This is a genomic window from Methylomonas sp. EFPC1 (assembly GCF_016925515.1).
In the GTDB taxonomy this organism is placed as follows: Bacteria; Pseudomonadota; Gammaproteobacteria; order Methylococcales; family Methylomonadaceae; genus Methylomonas; species Methylomonas defluvii.
In genome coordinates this window covers 1,044,545-1,061,659 of sequence record NZ_CP070494.1, presented here as the reverse complement: position 1 = coordinate 1,061,659, position 17,115 = coordinate 1,044,545, and the positions used below count along the sequence as shown (strand labels likewise).

Genomic DNA, 17,115 nt, shown 5'->3' with positions numbered 1-17,115 from the left:
AAAACTTGCCCAACTATCCGTCCAAGCGAGACAGCCGCATAGGCTCTTTCATCGTAAAGGCCACCAGCATCGATACGGCCGCGCATGCGCTAACGTAGTATGCAAACCATTCCGCGTGTCCCAGGCTTTTCAGCCAAAGAGCCAGATACTCGGCGGTGCCGCCGAATATTGCTACGGTCAAAGCATAGGGAAACCCCACCCCCAAAGCTCGAATATGCACCGGAAACAGCTCGGCTTTGACGATGGCGTTAACTGACGAATAGCCCGAGACAATCAGCAATGCACAAACATACCAGCCCAACGCCGAAGCCATCGTTTGCGCGTGGCCTAATAGATCAAGCAATGGCGTCGTAAACAATGTGGCACCGGCACCAAAAGCAATCAGCATCGTGCGACGGCCGAGGTAGTCCGAAATTAATCCGAACAACGGCTGCAGCAACATGAACACGATCAAGGCCAGCGTGCAGATTGTGGTGGCATCGTCCTTACTAAAGCCGGTGGTGTTGACCAGATACTTTTGCATGTAGACGGTGAAGGTGTAATACGACAAGGTCCCACCAGCGGTTAACGCCACCACCGTCATTACCGGTTTGGGATAGTTCAGCAGTTCCCGTAGCTGGGCGCGTTGGCCGGTAAAAGTCTGTTGTTCGACAAAAGCCGTGGTCTCGGCCATGTTGCCGCGTAAGCCCATCGCCACCACCGCCAACAAGCCGCCGACAATAAAGCCGATACGCCAGCCCCAATCATGCAGCTCTGCGCTGCTCAGTAGGCATTTTTGCAGCAACATCAATAAACCCAAAGCCAGAATTTGCCCCAGTACGATAGTGACGTATTGAAAACTGGAGTAATAGCCGCGCCGCTCGGGTGCTGCCATCTCGCTCAGATATGTCGCGGAGCTGCCGTATTCGCCGCCGATACTAAACCCCTGCAACATCCGGGCAAATAACAACAAAGCCGGCGCCCACATACCAATTACCGCATAGCCCGGCGTGCAAGCGATGATTAACGATCCTAAACACATCAAGCTGACCGAAAGCAGCAAAGCGCTTTTGCGGCCTTTGCGGTCTGCAAGACTGCCGAGCAACCATCCGCCCAAAGGCCGAAAAATAAAGCCCACCGCAAATATCGCCGCATTGTTCAACAACTGAGCAGTTTGATCGGTTTCCGGGAAAAATGCCGGGGCAAAGTACAAGGCAAACGCGGCGTAAATGGCCCAATCAAAATATTCCACCAGGTTGCCAACCGAGCCGCTGAAGATATTGAACAGCCGCCTTGTTTCCGAGTACGGGTCATTGGAATGAGACATGTCGTTTAAGCCGATGAGTTTTTGCACATCTTAACTTACGCCCCCCGTTGAACCACACCCATTTCGGTCGCGTGTAACAGGGCCGATCCATACCTCAACGGCGGGGCCTGGGGGATTTAGGTGATTTCACGCATTCCCAAACAAAATACGCCAAATCACGCATTTTAGACATCCGGTTTCGAAGCAGCGCACTCCCCGGCTCGACAATGCGTTTGAGTGTGAACAACTGTAAGAAAATGATTTTATTTACTTTTTTAAAACCCTAAACAGACAAGCCGCCTAAATTAACGACTTCGGAGCAGTTCTTGCTTAGTTTTGAATTTGCAAAAAAAGCGGGGCCGCTAGGCCGAAAGCATTAACGGCAAAGCGTAAGACCTTTTGTAAACTGGGCATGTAAAACTAAATCGATGAGCACAGAGTGTATTGACGACGGCCAACAAGACCTCACCCGCCTTTATCAGGACCACCACCCCTGGCTGCTGCAATGGTTGGAAAAACGGGTGCAGGACCGCCTGCAGGCGGAAGATCATGCCCAAGATACATTTCTGCGCGTCATCGCCGCAAAAGACACACCAAGTCTCAACGAACCCCGCGCCTACCTGACCACCATCGCCAAACGCCTGCTGATCAATCACTGGCGGCGCAACAGCATCGAACAGGCTTACCTGGCGAGACTCGCGGCCTATCCCGAGGAGCGGGTCATTTCGGCGGAGGATAGCGCCATCGTGCTCGAAGTCTTGCGGGAAATCGACGAACTACTCAATCAACTACCGGCAAAAGTCCGTAAGGCTTTTTTGTTGGCGCAACTGGACGACCTCACTTATGCCGAAATCGGTCGGCAATTGGGCGTCAGTGACCGCATGGTCAGAAAATACATGGCACAAGCCATGTTTCAGTGCCTGAGCGCCGGGTTTTAATCCCAGATGCAACAAAAACGCCCCCTGGAAATCGACCCGCGCATTCTGGCTGAAGCAGCCGAGTGGTTTGCGTTATTCCGATCCGGACGAGTGCAAGCCAATGAAACCGCGCAATGGCAAGCCTGGTTAGCCGCACACCCTGACCATCAAACCGCTTGGTCCAGAGTGGAATTTCATATCGAGCGCTTTAAAGCGCTGCCACCCAAAGCCGCTTTAGCCGCCTTGACGGCGCCGGATTTGCAGCGCAGGCGCGCTATCAAACATTTGGTATTGCTCGGTGGCGTCGGCTTGGCGAGCTGGCAGTTTTCCCGTGCAGGTTACTGGCAAGCCTGGACGGCGGATTACCATGTCGCCCAAGGTCAAATCCAAACAATCACCTTGGCGGACGGCTCGACAGTCGCTATGGATAGCGGCAGCGCCTTGAACGTGGCATTCGGCGCTGATTTGCGGCGCTTGCAACTGGTATCCGGGGAAATTTATATCGAGACCGCCAAGGATAACGCAGGTTGGCAGCGGCCTTTTGTGGTCGATACCCAGGATGGCCGAGTTCGGGCGCTGGGCACCCGTTTTAGCGTCAGCCAACAAGCCGACCGCAGCGAGGTCACGGTGTTTGCCGACAGCGTAGAGATTCAGCCAATCCATCCTAACAGCCCAAAACAGCAGCTACATGCCGGACAAAATACCCGGTTTGCAGCTGATCGCATCGAACCCATACAGCCAAACAAACTCGACAAACCCGCCTGGACCCAAGGCGTCATCGTCGCCGACGACATCCCGCTCAGCGAGTTTCTGCTACAACTGAATCGTTACCGGCAAGGCTACATAACCTGTGCGCCGGAGATTGCCGACATGCGCATCATCGGCTCCTTCCCGCTCAAGGATACCGACAAAATCCTGGCTTCGTTGGCTACCAACTTGCCGGTCAAGTTAACAAACCCATTGCCGCTCTGGGTTAAAGTCCTGCCGCGCTAAGCGCGCCAGACAACTTAACATCGCTATACACCGAGTATTAGTTGACTGCAACTTGCTTGAGAAAATACCATACATCGTATGGCATACAGGCAAAAACAAGTATATTTCTCTCCTGAAAAAAACGCTTTGCTAAAAGCGGAAAGAGGGATTGGTTTTGAGGATGTCTTATTAGCCATTGAAATGGGACATGTACTCGATGATTTGGCGCATCCAAATTCTGAAAAATATCCCAATCAATCGGTTTTTATCATCTTAATCTCCATAAAAAATTATGTTTACATCGTGCCTTACGTTGAAGAAGAGAACAGCATTTTTTTAAAGACGATTATCCCCTCCCGAAAAATGAATAAACGTTACAACAAGGCGGCAAATGATGACTGAGCTAAATTTAGATGCTTTTGAACAAGACATTCTCGATAGTGTTGAAAACGATGAATGGCGCAGTAAAGGCAATATTCAGGAGCGCCTGGTAGAACTGCAAGATTTTTTGAAACACGAAAAGAAAAAATCAGTTTCCATCAGACTTTCTGAAAACGATCTTTATGCGTTAAAGAAAAAGGGACTGGAAAATGGCGTGCCGTATCAAAATATTATTCAAATTTTGGTGCACCAATATACGTCTAACAAAATTCATCTTGATGTTTCATGAGTGAGTTACTTCCCATCTCCTCAATCGACTTGGCCGTTCCCTGATAAGCCAGCTACATCATCCTGTCACGCATTTCGAAATGATCCTATCGTCTCGGTAATCGCTCCCAGCATCGCCCCACCTCCTGCAAATCAAGCTTACGTAGCGTGGCTCAAGGGCATGTTGGGGTGAGGCACGAACCCCAACACTTTCGATCAGTTTAGCTTTTATCGGTTGCTGATGGCTTTATGGGTCGCGGTGTCTCGCTTTCATGGTTAGCGGGTGGCTCAACGGTTGTCGTGTTGGGGTTCGAGGCGCACTCCACCCTACGCATTTACACCAAAAACTCAATTTTTTTACAAAAAAAACAAATACTTAAAAAATATTTCAAATTTTTTCAATTTCCAGTTCCGCTTTTTCAGTCTCGATTGACATAGGTGATGACAACCGCATTTTTTACAGGAGATAAAACCGATGTCATCGACGCTACACACCAGCAAATCGAGCTTGGCACCCTCGCGATTGCACTTAGCCATACAAGGCATTCTACTGGCCTCCGCATTAACCGTATCCGCTCCCATCCATGCGGAAAGCAGTAACGGCCACGCCAGCATTAAGCGCAGCTACCATATTGGCGGCGGCTCGTTGAGTCAGGCCTTAAGGCAGTTTGCGACTAGCTCCGGCTTACTATTTTCAGCGGAAGCCACGTTGACCGACGGCAAAACCACTAGCGGGCTGGATGGCGAGTACACCATCGAAGAAGGCTTTAGAAAACTGCTGGCGGGTAGCGGTTTGACGTACAGCTTTACCGGTGAGGACTCGGTGGCTATCAAGGTGGTGGATTCGGGGAGTAATGCGGCATCGACTTTGCCGGCGGTGACGGTTTTGGGGAAGGCGGTTTATGACTCGACCGATCCCTTCAACCCTGATTACAACCGATCTCACGCATCCACGGCAACCAAGACAGATACGCCGATCATGGAAACGCCGATGTCTATCAAGGTTGTACCTAGAGCTGTGATGGATGATCAGCAAATTGTCTTATTTGACGACGCAGTCATTCGAAATGTAAGCGGCGTACAGCGTAATTTCGACTTCGGCGATTTGTACCAAGGCTTTATTGTTCGTGGTTTTAGTTTAGGGGCGAACATTTACCGCGATGGTCTCAGGCAAAACACGGGCTACTTCGAGCCTGCTGGCATGGAGCGGGTTGAGGTACTGAAAGGAGCAGCGGCCATGCTTTATGGTCGTACCCAGCCCGGAGGTTTGGTTAATTACGTTACCAAGAAACCACTGGATAAAGCGCATTATTCTCTGCAACAACAGTTCGGTTCTTACGACTTGTATCGCACAACGGCAGATGCGACAGGCCCAATTGACGACGATAAATCATTGCTATACCGTTTAAATATTGCCTATTCGAGCAACAACTCATTCCGCAATTACAACGAGAACGAGCGGATTTATGTCGCCCCATCCTTGACTTGGCGCCTTTCCGATCAAACCGAGATGACGGTGCAGCTCGAACACCAACATGACGACTATGTGATGGATTTTGGTATTCCTGCCGTCGGCAACCGTCCTGCGCAGGTTCCCAAAAGTTTTTTTGTCGGCGATGCGGCGGTTAACAATAGCTCCATGGATAGCAATCAAATCGCCACCATCATTTCGCATCGCTTCAATGCCCACTGGAAGATAGAACACAAATTCAATTGGCATGAATGGACACACGAATTCAACTCGATTTTCCCGGCGGGCAGCATCAATGCCGACAAGCAAACGATCAATCGAGCCTTGATGACTGGGCCAACAGACAGGGAAAGTTTTGCCACCAATCTGGATATTTCCGGCGAATTCGACACCTTCGGCCTAAAGCATAAGCTCTTGATAGGGGGCGATTACTTTAAGCTTACCACCGATACCTATGACAACCATTGGACCTATGGTGTGATACCGGCGCTGGATATTTTTAATCCTAATAATCACATGCTGGATGCCAATGCGATCAACGCCGTACCAAACGACTTCTGGTGGCAGGAAAAAGATCAATGGTATGGTGTTTACGCTCAGGACCAAATCACCCTATGGGATAAATTGCATTTCTTGGTCGGCGCGCGTTACGACATCCTGGACTATGGTACCGGTTGTTGCTCGGAGCCAATCAGTATTGATGATAGAGAAGACAACCGATTGAATCCCCGATTCGGTATCGTTTATCAACCGTGGGAATGGCTATCCGTGTTCGGCAATTACGTGGAATCCATCGGTACCAATAACGGCTTAACCCCCACCAAAACGGTCAATAAGCCGGAAGTTGGCACTCAATATGAAATTGGATTTAAAACCGAGTTTTTCGACGGCCGTTTGTCGTCGAATCTCGCCTACTACCATTTAACCAAGGAAAACATGTTGACCGGCGTGCCGGGCCTGCCCTATAGAATTCCTGTTGGCGAGGCAAGAAGCCAGGGGATAGAGCTTGACCTGACCGGCGAGCTCACCGATTACTTGAGCCTGCTCGGCAATTATGCCTATACCGATGCGATCTTTACTAAAGACAATGACTTTGCACCCTGGGGAATGACATCCAAACAAGGGAATCGTTTACCCAATGTCCCAGAACACTCAGGCAGCTTGTGGCTGACCTTTCATCCTGACGAGCGCTTTAAAATCGGTGCCGGTATGTTTGCCCAAGGCCAGCGCGCCGGCAACAATGATAATACCTATGAATTGCCCGGCTTTGTGCGCGTGGATGCCATGGTGTCTTATAACTGGAAAATCGGCGGTTCGAAGTTGACCACTCAATTCAATGTCAACAATTTATTGGATAAGGATTATTTCCGGGGTTCACGGGTGCAGGATAGCACTGGAGCCTTGCCGGGAGAACCTATCTCATTTATCGGATCATTACGATTGGATTACTAGCTTCAAAATCATCTGTTTGCTCGTTTACCACTCGCGCTGGCTAGGACCGTAGGTTGGGGTGAGGCACGAACCCCAACATTGGTGGCCTTCGAATCATCGGTAATTTTGATGTCGCGTTGTCGGTTGTTTGCGGGTGGTTTTATGGTTGTCGTGTTGGGGTTCGTGCCTCACCCCAACCTACGCTCTCGGCGATTTTCCGCCCACTTTCAAATTGAACCCAAAAACCCGGTCAAACCAAATGCCACTCGCATTCCATACGCTGATGTAAAACACGAATTACTCAGAGTTGTTCGGCACTCCTGAGCGCCGAGGCACAGCTTAAAAGCGGCAATCTTTTTGATATTAGATGACGAACCACCACCCACCCTTAACTGCCACGTTTTTACAGCACCAAACCGAGCTACAGCAATTTCTGTGGCGGCAGATCCAGTGCCGGGAAGCGGCGGCAGACTTGTTGCAGGATACCTTTTTGCACATCGCCGAATACCCAACACAAGATGCCATTAGCAATTGCCGGGCGTTTTTGTACCGGGTGGCCGGCAATCTGGCTTTGGATTATTTGCGTCGCCAAGCTCGGCAACAGGCGCGGGACGGCGGCGCTTTGGATGAAGACTGGCAGTGCCCCAAGCCGCTGCCGGAGCGCTTTTTACAGGGCGAGCAACGATGGTTGGCGCTCGAAAGTTGGCTTTGCGGTTTACCCACACTCAACCGACAAATCTTGTGCTTGCATCGCTTGGACGGCAAACGTCACCCACAAATTGCCGCCGAATTAAAGCTCTCGGCACGTCAAGTCGAACACATCTTGTACCGAACCGGAAAATTGCTGGCAGGAGTCCGCCTGGACGATTGTTGATATCTATCGGATATGAGATTTCACTTACTCCGACAAGAAAATAAGTCATATGCCACGATTTTTCTTAAACAATTGCTTACCAGCACTGGATGCGTTGTCAAAATATCGGCTTGACTAGAGTTTTAGCCATAATCTAACCGAATGAATATATTGAGATTTTATGAAAAACACATGCCATGAAAAAACCCGAAGCCAGTTAAATGGAATATTTTTTGCTGCCCTACCAGGTTTTCTATCCAAAAAACCAACTCGATTGACCGCATCAAGCCTGCCTCGATCAAAAATGCATGAATACATTACTGGACAAACTATTCCGCAGACACGGCAAGGAGCTTCTGGCATTCGCTGAACGCCAAAGCAATGTCACAATCGCGGAAGACATTACCCAGGAAGCTTTTTTACGATTAATGCAACATCCCAATCTGACGGCCATCGAAAACCACAGGGCCTATTTGTTCAAAACCGCCGCCAATCTCAGCAAAAACGCCTACGATCACGAACAGGTCAGGTTGCGGTATACGCCAGACGAACCGGTAGAGCTGGAGCAACTGGTTTGCCCACTGCCTGCGCCGGAAACGACGGTCGCAATCCAGCAGCAACTGGAGCGTTTTCTATCGGTTTTGCTGCAACTGCCGGAAGTCGTACAGCACGCCTTCATCTTGAGCAAACTGGATGGTTTAAGTTACCCAGAGGTTGCCGAAGCGCTGGGCATTTCCAGCAAATCGGCGCAACGCTATGTGTTCAAAGCCTGGCAACATCTTATTCAGCATCTGGGGCATGATTTTTTGGGCGATAATCTGACCCGATAAGCAGGGCTCAACTGTCTTATTAGGTAAAGCGCAAACAAGACTGGCCAGATGAAATCCAAAACTTACAAACTCAGCGGTACGCCACAGGAACAAGCCGGATTTTGGGTGTTTACTCAACATTCGGAAGAGTGGACGACGGCTGCAGAACAGCAGCTACAAGCTTGGCTGGCAGAAAATGACAGCAACCGCTTTGAATACGAGCGCGCGCTCCAGCTTTGGCAACAGCTGGATCAACTAAAACCAGCCACTTTTCCGGCTCGGCAAGCGGCACAGGAAACTCGGGCAAAGCGCATCCAGCGTAAACAACGCATCCGCAAAGCGCAAACAACCGGATTGATGGGATTGCTGGTTTTGACCACGACTTTTGGTTTAAATGACTATCGGCTAACCGATTACTATGCCACCGCAGTCGGCGAACGCAAGTCGATTGATTTGGCCGATGGTTCGCAAATCACCCTGAATACCGATACCCAACTGTCGGTGAAAATGACCGGCAACCGCCGGGTGATTGGTCTGGAAAAAGGCGAGGTTTACGTGAGTGTGGCCCATGAAATAGACCGTCCTTTCGATGTGATAGCCGGCAATGGCCGCATTCATGATATTGGTACGCGCTTTAATGTCTATTCGGCCAACAACACAACGCAAGTCACCGTCGCCGAAGGTCAAGTACAGATCATTCCGGACAGCAAAATAACCGGAGCTCGCTGGCTGGATCATGTCATCAGCCGATCAGCATTTTGGCTGCACCTGAACAGCGCGCCGAAAAATGACGAAACCCCTGCATTGCTAGCAGGCCAGCAAATTAGCTACGACGACCAAGGCCAAGTCAATGCGCCGATTGCCACCAATGCCACCAACATCATTGCCTGGCGCAGTGGCCGGCTGGTATTTGAGATGGCGCCTTTGGAAACGGTCTTAAGCCAAGTCCAGCGTTATCACAAAATAAGCTTCCAATACAGCGGCGAAGCACTTAAACAAATTCGGGTATCGGCCACCTTCGAAATCGACAACCTGCCAAAAATACTGAATACTCTGCAGGCGGCACTGCCGATCAAAACTCAGCAGTTGCAAGGCGGCAAGATTGTGGTTTCTGCGAACCGAGGTTGACAGGCATACAAACCAGCCCTTTGTCCCAAGAGGCTGATTAGCCCATCATGTTTACAGCCAAGGATTAAGCGCTTCAATACCTGCGTTGCTGAAGTCTCGAACATTACGAGTAACCAATCGACAGCCATGCATTCGGGCAGTCGCGGCAATGATCGAGTCAAAGGCAGCTAGAGATTTCCCTTGTGCCTCTGCCTCAACCGTCATTTGCGCCCACACCTTTGCAACCCTAGTGTCAAATACCAGAATTCGATCTTCAAAACCGATCTCCAACTCTTGTAGCCATAGCGTAAGCTCAGATCGGCGCTTTGATTCTGGCAACCGGTTCACACCACGCTGCAATTCAGCCAAAGTCATCGCACTGATGCAAAGCTCGTGCGCTTTGCTAGCTTCAAACCACTGTAGGACTTTGGCATCGGGCTTACTCTTGACTAGCTCAGAGAGCGCACAAGTATCCAACATATATTTCACAAAGCCAGATCCCGAATCACTTCTGTGGATCGTTCCAACACTAAGGCCTCACCGCGTGGCGCATTGAGCAGGCAGTCCTTCAAACGCGGCAATTGACCGCTTAAGCGCCGATAATCGTCAACGGCCAAGATGACAACAGCCTCTTCACCGCGTCGAGTCACCAGTTGTGGGCCTTCTTTCAGGCTGAGCTCCACCACCTCGCTGAATCGGCTCTTCGCCTCTTGTAATTGCCAAGTATGCATCTATCTCTCCTGTCCAGTGATACCAGTTATGAGTATGAGCTTTATAAAATGGTGTGTCAAAACGCTAAACAACCATCAAAACATGTGTAGCCATAAACCGTTGCCTGGCTTCATTGGTCAACGCAAATAAAACTGTTGGTAACGATGAAAGACTTGCGTTGGTTGGCGTTCCTAAGCCGAACCATTAATCACGCATTGACTACAAATACCAAACAAAATTTTTTCAAAACTCCTAAGCCAAGCTGACCAGATTTTCGAAGCTGAGCTGTCTTACTTAGTGAGCCGGAATAAACGGCACAGACCTTTCAGCAATCAGAGGATCAAGAATGAAAAAATTCACATGGAAACCGCGTCGCAGCCTGCTGGCACTGGCAATCCTGTCTGCAACCGGCACAGCGCTTGCCGAACAGCAAACCCATCACCTGAGCATTGCCCCGCAAAGCATGAGTGATGCATTAAAAGCACTGGCAGCGGAAACCCACATCCAAATATTCAGCGATGGTGATGCGCTGAAAGGCAAGCAAACCAGCGGCATTCAAGGTGACTTTACCGCACGGGAAGCCTTGCAGAAATTACTGACCGGCACGGGCTTGACCTATACCTTTACGGCGGAGGATGCGGTGGCAGTTAAGGCCGCAGAAACAGGAAGCAATGCGACGACGACTTTGCCGGCGGTGACGGTTGCTGGGAAGGCGGTTTATGATTCGACTGAAAGCTATTTAGTCGGAAATTCCATTACTGCAACAAAGACCGATAAGCCCTTGATGGATACTCCCGTAAGCGTCCAAGTTGTTCCTCAGCAAGTATTAAGTGACCAACAGGCGACAATACTTGAAGACGCCACCAAAAATGTAAGTGGTGTTCAGCGTGTGTGGAACGGTGAAGCCAATGGGCAAGATTTCGTGATTCGCGGCTTTGGTACACGTTATACAAGATTTAGAAACGGGCAAAGAATTTCAAACTTCAATACTGATATGGCCAACGTAGAACAAGTTGAGGTTTTGAAAGGTTCTGCGGCGATGTTGTACGGTAGGGTTGAGCCCGGCGGTATGGTTAATGTTGTAACTAAAAAGCCACGGGATGAAGCTCACTATTCATTGCAACAGCAATTCGGTTCTTATGATTTTTACCGCACTGTTGCGGAGGCAACTGGCCCCCTGACTGGTGACAAGTCACTAACCTATCGTATGGATTTTGGCTATACCGATAGGAATTCTTTTCGTGACTTTGTTAGTCAAAATCAGATTTTTGTCGCACCGGCATTGCATTGGCAAGCCAGTGACAAAACCGAATTCAATTTAAGCCTTGAATACACGGATCGAAAACTACCTTATGACACAGGTATTCCTGCAATTGGCAATAGGGTAGCTAATGTTCCAATTAATACCAATTATGGGCAACCAGGATTTAAATTTAACGAAGACCCAAGTGACAGCACTTTATTAGATTTTAATTGGTCTCATTCATTTAATGATAACTGGAAGATACAAAATGGCTTTGTCGGCAACTGGGCTAATTTGCATTACCGTAAAGTCTTAGTGGCAGTTTTTCAGCCTTTATTAGAGCAAGGCACTGATCCGATGCAGGTAAGGCGGGGGTCTCAATTTACTGATGACTCACAAGAAACCTACCTTACCTATTTTAATTTGAACGGTAAATTTAAAACAGGCGAAGTAAATCATAACGTTTTATTGGGAGGTGATTATTATTCTGATGAAACAAGATCGGGTGGTTTTTTTGGATTCAGCGCTACAAATGCGCCTTTCGATAGCCCGTATAAAATGCCAGGAGATTTTGGCGGAGGAAGCTTTGCATTCTCCCGAGTTAATCTTTATAGCCCAAATTATCCAAATTTAGATTTCAACGCTTATGAAAATCAGCGAATCAATCATCCAAACAATTTCTTCGTTAGTCAAACATCTTGGTATGGCCTTTATTTCCAAGATCAAATTTCCTTATTTGATGACAAATTACAAATATTAGGAGGTGGTCGTTATGATTGGGCACATCTTGCCTCAGGATCATCTAATTCATATACAAATTCAGAGGATATAAATGGCAACTACAATGGCTACGTACCGAGCTTTAATATCATTGCATTGGCAAAGCAAAATGAGGGATTCTTTAGCCCGCGTGTAGGTGTTCTGTATCGCCCATGGACATGGCTATCTGTATTCGGTAATAGGACAGAAGGATTTGGAACAAATAATGGAAGGTCTGGAAATGGACAACCATTAAAGCCAGAAACTACCGAACAGTATGAGGCTGGGTTTAAAACAGAATGGTTTGATGGAAACTTAACAACAAGTACTGCTTATTTCCATATTGATAAAAAGAATGTACTGACACTTGTTAGTGATGGCGGAATTTACGACACAATTGGTGCGGCTCGTAGTCAAGGAATTGAGGTTGACATCGCAGGTCGTTTATCAGACGGACTTAGCCTTATTGCCAGTTATGCTTTCACGGATGCACGCATTACAGCCGACGGTGGGGCGCCCGGAAATAATATTGGAAAGCGTTTGCCTAATGTTGCGGAACATTCTGGAAGCGCTTGGTTAAAATATGCTTTTCAACAATCATCGTTAAAAGGCTTAAGTGTGGGTATTGGTAGCTATCTTGCTGGAACTCGTGAAGGAGATAATGCAAATAGCTATAAATTACCAGGATATGTGAGGGTAGATACCTTTGCAGGTTATACAACGAATATTGGCCCAACAAAACTAACTACGCAGCTTAATGTAAATAATATTTTTGATAAAAGATATTATTTTACCGGAGCACCTTATTATGCAAATCGTGCTTGGAATTTACCGGGTGAGCCAATCACAGTTATGGGGTCTGTAAAATTAGAATACTGACCGTGTACCGTTGAGGACAGTAGTTGTCGTGTTGGGGTTCGTTACCTCACCCCAACTTACGCCCTGGATAAGCGAAGCGCATCTGGAAAGTTTGGTGGATGCGCACGGCTTATCCACCCTACTGATCGCCCATCAGGAAGGGATCATTTTTGAATCACTGTTAGGTTGCCGGTGGCTTGCTAACCTACCGAATAGAGTCGCTCGGTGCTCACGAGCGTCAACGTACAGCTATAAATGCGGCAAAATTAGGCATGCCCAATGTTGAACGATCATTACCCACCCTTAACCGCCGCATATTTACGCCACCAAGCCGAGCTGCAGCAATTTCTGCTGCGCCAGGTCAATTGCCGGGAGGCGGCAGCCGACTTGCTGCAAGATACCTTTTTGCATATTGCCGAGTATGCTGGGCAGGATGCCATCGCCAATTGCCGGGCATTTCTGTACCGGGTGGCGGGCAATCTGGCTCTGGATTATCTGCGCAGCCAAGCCCGGCAACAGGCGCGGGACGGCGGGGCGCTGGACCAGGACTGGCAATGTCCCTGTCCTTTACCTGAGCGGATGGTGCAAGGCGAGCAGCAATGGTTGGCGGCCGAAAGTTGGCTGCGCGGCTTACCCGCGCTCAATCGGCAAATCTGGTGCTTGCGTCGGCTAGACGGCAAGCGCCATCAGCACATTGCCGCCGAATTACAGATCTCGGAGCGCCAGGTCGAGCGGGTGCTGTACCAAACCGGACGCATGTTGGCCGGCGCGAACTTGGATGATGCTTAACTTGAGGGGGGATAGCGGAAAGATTTAAGCAATGTTTGCGTTAGCCATTGAAGGATCGTCAACGCCGTCATTGGCATGGATTGCCGAAATCCAGCGCACTCGGTTGTCTCCGGGTCCCGCCAGTCCGCCGCGACGACATCAACGATTAACGCAAACACGGCTAAGATTTAAGCCGTCACGCCAGCTTTTTGATGCCGACAAACTTATTGCCCGCCCCCAACTCCATTTCAAAATGGCCCTGAATGCCGGTTTTGCTTAGATACCGCTGAATATTGCCCGCGGGAAAGACGATGCGCCGGCCGTCATCGGCAATCGTCACCACGGTTTTGGCGACGCCTTGATATACGGCCAGATATTGGTCGTAACTTAAATCAAGTTTGAAGCGAATGAATTGATTAGCCATAAAAAAGCCGCGCCGGTTTACCCGGCGCGGCAAGGGAGCGTTCTAACGCATGTTTTGCAAAGCGGCGATGCGCTCTTCCAAAGGAGGGTGGCTCATAAACAAACGTTGCACGCCACCGCCATTGATGCCAAATGCCGCCAATTCGCCAGGCAATTCGGCGGGCTCATGCGCACGCTGCAAGGCGCGCAACGCACCTATCATTTTTTGCCGGCCGGCCAAGTTGGCACCACCGGCGTCGGCGCGAAATTCGCGGTAACGCGAGAACCACATCACCAGCATGGACGCCAAAATCGACAAGGCAATTTGCGCCACCATTTGCGTCACATAGTAGGCCGGACCGTAACCACGTTCGGTTTTGAACACCACGCGATCCACCACATAGCCAATGATGGTTGCGAAGAAGTAGACAAAGGTATTCACCACCCCTTGCATCAAGGCCATGGTAATCATGTCACCATTGGCAACGTGACTGATCTCGTGACCGACCACCGCCTCCACTTCATCGGCACTCATGCTGCGCAGCAAACCGGTGCTGACGGCCACCAAGGCGTTGTCTCTGCTGGCGCCAGTAGCGAAGGCGTTGGCTTCCGGGGCATCGAAAATCCCCACTTCCGGCATTCCGATACCGGCTTGCCGGGCTTGGCGTTCAACCACGCTGATCAACCATTGCTCGGTTTGATTTTGCGGCTGCTCGATGACATGCACGCCCATCGCGCTTTTCGCAGACCATTTAGACATGAACAAGGAAACAATCGAACCGGTCATCCCAATCACTGCGGACATAGCCAGCAGGCCTTCGATGTTCAAGTTGACGCCCTGAGCATCGAGTGCGCCTTGTAAGCCAAATACACTAAATATGATGCTGATCGCAATCATAATGGCCACGTTAGTGGCCAAAAACAGCACTATTCTCATCATGGCGTAACTTTCCTGTGTTGTTATAAAGTGGGTTTAATCTGGGGAGCCCAAAGATTAAATTCAAGGCTATAGAGTGTTAACATCTGCCAAAGTTTACTTGAGGGACATAAAAATGAGAATTATAAAGTCGCTATTGATGCTGTTTGCCGCTACACAGCTATGTCTGGCAGCCACCCCCGAACAAGAGGCCGTGCTAAAACAATTACGTCTGCCGCCGGGTTTTAATATCAGAATATTCGCCGACGACGTTCCCAACGCCCGGCAAATGGCGCTGGGCGACAATGGCGTGGTCTATGTCGGTTCCCGGCAAGGCAGCGTCTATGCGGTACAGGATAAGGATGGCGACGGTGTTGCCGAACAAAAATATCTGATCATTCAACAGCTCAATCTACCCAATGGCGTGGCTTACAAAGACGGCACGTTATATGTCGCTGAAATTCACCGCATCATTCGTTTCGACGAGGTTGGCCAGCGTTTGGCCAGCCCGCCCAAAGCGGTCACAGTATTCGACCAGTTTCCCTCCGACCGCCACCATGGCTGGAAATATTTGCGCTTCGGACCCGACGGCAAGTTATACACCGCCGTCGGCGCGCCTTGTAACGTCTGCGACCCGGACAAACCGATTTACGGCTCGCTGATTCGCATGGACCCGGATGGCAGCGATATGGAAATCCTGGCGCGCGGCATTCGCAACACGGTAGGGTTCGATTGGGAAACCCGCAGCGGCCATCTGTTTTTCAATGATAACGGCCGCGATTATTTAGGCGACGACTTACCGCCCGACGAATTGAACGAATGGAATCAAAAAGGCGAGCATTTCGGCTTCCCGTATTGCCATGCCGGGACCATTCCAGACCCGGAATATATAGGCGACAAGCAATGCTATAAATTCAAGGCCCCGGCCTGGAAATATAAAGCCCACATCGCCCCGCTCGGCATGCGTTTTTATACCGGCAAACAATTTCCAGACACTTATTTCCGGCAGTTGTTCGTCGCCCAACATGGCTCTTGGAATCGCACCGTACCGCAAGGTTACCAGGTGAATGTGGTCAAATTCCGCGAAGGCCAAGCCTATAACGAACTACCCTTCATCAGCGGTTGGCTGACAGCGGAAGGTCAGGTACTAGGGCGGCCGAACGACATTATTCAAATGCCGGACGGCAGCTTGTTGATCAGCGACGACAGCCTGGGGGTCATCTACCGGGTAACCTACGGCCGATGAACGACAAACAATTTCAAATACTGGATACGCAGGTTGTTTATGAAGGCTTTTTCCGGCTAGAACAATACATCCTGAAACACACGCTGTTCAACGGCGGTTGGAGCCCCCCTTTAAAGCGGGAATTGTTCCGCCGCGGCAATTGCGTGGCCGTGCTGCTGTATGATCCGAACCGCGACGAAGTGGTGTTGATAGAGCAATTCCGCGTCGGCGCGGTCCTGCAACCGGAACGGGCGTGGCAGCTGGAAATTGTGGCCGGCGCCATTGAAGAAGGTGAAACCGCTGAAGAAGTCGCTTATCGCGAAGCCCGCGAGGAAGCCGGCTGCGAGATAGAAGAACTCATCGAAATAAAACAATTCTTCACCACGCCCGGCGGCTCATCGGAGTGGATTACCCTGTTCTGCGGCCGAGTCGATAGCAGCAAAGTGGGAGGCATTCACGGCCTGGCCGAGGAAGATGAAGACATCCGCGTCACAGCCGTCAAATTCGACGAGGCATTTCAAATGCTGGAAGACGGCAAGATCGAATCCGGCATCCCCATCCTTGCCATCCAATGGCTGTATATTCATCGTGAGCAATTACGCAACCAGTGGTTGGCCTGACTTAATTCGCCCGCGGTAACTGCCACAGTGAACCGGGCTCTAGCCCGCAAAACACAGCGGTCGGGCAAGCTTTCGCCCGCGTCCACTGGCAAGGCCAACAGGAGATACGCCTAGGTTTTG

The 17,115-nt window shown here is 49.9% G+C and carries 17 protein-coding genes; 12 read left to right on the top strand and 5 right to left on the bottom strand.

Annotated features, from left to right (window positions below):
• Window positions 1-13 precede the first annotated feature (13 nt).
• Window positions 14-1,306 (bottom strand): MFS transporter, encoded by a 1,293-nt coding sequence (locus JWZ98_RS05045; RefSeq protein ID WP_205453513.1) that lies wholly within the window; start codon window positions 1,304-1,306, stop codon window positions 14-16.
• Between the two features lie 407 nt (window positions 1,307-1,713).
• Between JWZ98_RS05045 and JWZ98_RS05040 the strand changes: the two genes are divergently transcribed.
• From JWZ98_RS05040 to JWZ98_RS05005, 8 genes are all read left to right on the top strand, one after another.
• A complete protein-coding gene (locus JWZ98_RS05040) occupies window positions 1,714-2,223 on the top strand; it encodes a sigma-70 family RNA polymerase sigma factor (RefSeq protein WP_205453512.1) in 510 nt (169 codons plus the stop codon).
• Window positions 2,224-2,229: 6 nt separating this feature from the next.
• Window positions 2,230-3,195, top strand: a complete 966-nt coding sequence (locus JWZ98_RS05035; RefSeq protein ID WP_205453511.1) for a FecR domain-containing protein — start codon at window positions 2,230-2,232, stop codon at window positions 3,193-3,195.
• 78 nt (window positions 3,196-3,273) lie between these two features.
• The gene (locus tag JWZ98_RS05030; protein WP_205453510.1) at window positions 3,274-3,576 is read left to right on the top strand and encodes a BrnT family toxin; all 303 of its coding nucleotides are present in this window, start codon (window positions 3,274-3,276) and stop codon (window positions 3,574-3,576) included.
• Window positions 3,566-3,844: a hypothetical protein gene (locus tag JWZ98_RS05025; protein WP_205453509.1), complete on the top strand. Its 279-nt coding sequence runs from the start codon at window positions 3,566-3,568 to the stop codon at window positions 3,842-3,844. The genes JWZ98_RS05030 and JWZ98_RS05025 overlap by 11 nt, the downstream gene beginning before the upstream one ends.
• Window positions 3,845-4,297: 453 nt before the next feature.
• Window positions 4,298-6,745 (top strand): TonB-dependent receptor, encoded by a 2,448-nt coding sequence (locus tag JWZ98_RS05020; RefSeq protein WP_205453508.1) that lies wholly within the window; start codon window positions 4,298-4,300, stop codon window positions 6,743-6,745.
• Window positions 6,746-7,091: 346 nt separating this feature from the next.
• Window positions 7,092-7,598, top strand: coding sequence for a sigma-70 family RNA polymerase sigma factor (locus tag JWZ98_RS05015; RefSeq protein WP_205453507.1), 507 nt, complete (start codon window positions 7,092-7,094; stop codon window positions 7,596-7,598).
• A 287-nt stretch (window positions 7,599-7,885) separates the two neighbouring features.
• The gene (locus JWZ98_RS05010; RefSeq protein WP_205453506.1) at window positions 7,886-8,407 is read left to right on the top strand and encodes an RNA polymerase sigma factor; all 522 of its coding nucleotides are present in this window, start codon (window positions 7,886-7,888) and stop codon (window positions 8,405-8,407) included.
• Window positions 8,408-8,455: 48 nt separating this feature from the next.
• Window positions 8,456-9,514, top strand: a complete 1,059-nt coding sequence (locus tag JWZ98_RS05005; RefSeq protein WP_205453505.1) for a FecR domain-containing protein — start codon at window positions 8,456-8,458, stop codon at window positions 9,512-9,514.
• Window positions 9,515-9,565: 51 nt separating this feature from the next.
• On the opposite strand, the gene JWZ98_RS05000 is transcribed toward JWZ98_RS05005, so the two are convergent.
• Window positions 9,566-9,973, bottom strand: a complete 408-nt coding sequence (locus tag JWZ98_RS05000) for a type II toxin-antitoxin system VapC family toxin (RefSeq protein WP_240348339.1) — start codon at window positions 9,971-9,973, stop codon at window positions 9,566-9,568.
• Between the two features lie 5 nt (window positions 9,974-9,978).
• A complete protein-coding gene (locus tag JWZ98_RS04995; RefSeq protein ID WP_033157050.1) occupies window positions 9,979-10,224 on the bottom strand; it encodes a type II toxin-antitoxin system Phd/YefM family antitoxin in 246 nt (81 codons plus the stop codon).
• Between the two features lie 326 nt (window positions 10,225-10,550).
• Between JWZ98_RS04995 and JWZ98_RS04990 the strand changes: the two genes are divergently transcribed.
• Together JWZ98_RS04990 and JWZ98_RS04985 are read left to right on the top strand one after the other, a co-directional pair.
• The gene (locus tag JWZ98_RS04990) at window positions 10,551-13,085 is read left to right on the top strand and encodes a TonB-dependent receptor (protein WP_205453503.1); all 2,535 of its coding nucleotides are present in this window, start codon (window positions 10,551-10,553) and stop codon (window positions 13,083-13,085) included.
• A 258-nt stretch (window positions 13,086-13,343) separates the two neighbouring features.
• Complete coding sequence (locus tag JWZ98_RS04985) at window positions 13,344-13,853, top strand: sigma-70 family RNA polymerase sigma factor (RefSeq protein WP_205453502.1); 510 nt, start codon at window positions 13,344-13,346, stop codon at window positions 13,851-13,853.
• 175 nt (window positions 13,854-14,028) lie between these two features.
• Here JWZ98_RS04985 and JWZ98_RS04980 read toward each other — a convergent pair whose 3' ends face one another.
• Window positions 14,029-14,256: a DUF2835 domain-containing protein gene (locus tag JWZ98_RS04980; RefSeq protein ID WP_205453501.1), complete on the bottom strand. Its 228-nt coding sequence runs from the start codon at window positions 14,254-14,256 to the stop codon at window positions 14,029-14,031.
• Window positions 14,257-14,298: 42 nt separating this feature from the next.
• Window positions 14,299-15,174: a protease HtpX gene (htpX, locus tag JWZ98_RS04975; RefSeq protein ID WP_205453500.1), complete on the bottom strand. Its 876-nt coding sequence runs from the start codon at window positions 15,172-15,174 to the stop codon at window positions 14,299-14,301.
• Between the two features lie 112 nt (window positions 15,175-15,286).
• Between htpX and JWZ98_RS04970 the strand changes: the two genes are divergently transcribed.
• Entirely contained in the window at window positions 15,287-16,396 is a 1,110-nt protein-coding gene (locus tag JWZ98_RS04970; protein WP_205453499.1) for a PQQ-dependent sugar dehydrogenase, read from the top strand.
• Window positions 16,393-16,995 carry an NUDIX domain-containing protein gene (locus JWZ98_RS04965; protein ID WP_205453498.1) on the top strand — a complete coding sequence of 201 codons (603 nt, stop codon included), beginning with the start codon at window positions 16,393-16,395 and terminating at the stop codon, window positions 16,993-16,995. The genes JWZ98_RS04970 and JWZ98_RS04965 overlap by 4 nt, the downstream gene beginning before the upstream one ends.
• Window positions 16,996-17,115: the final 120 nt, after the last annotated feature.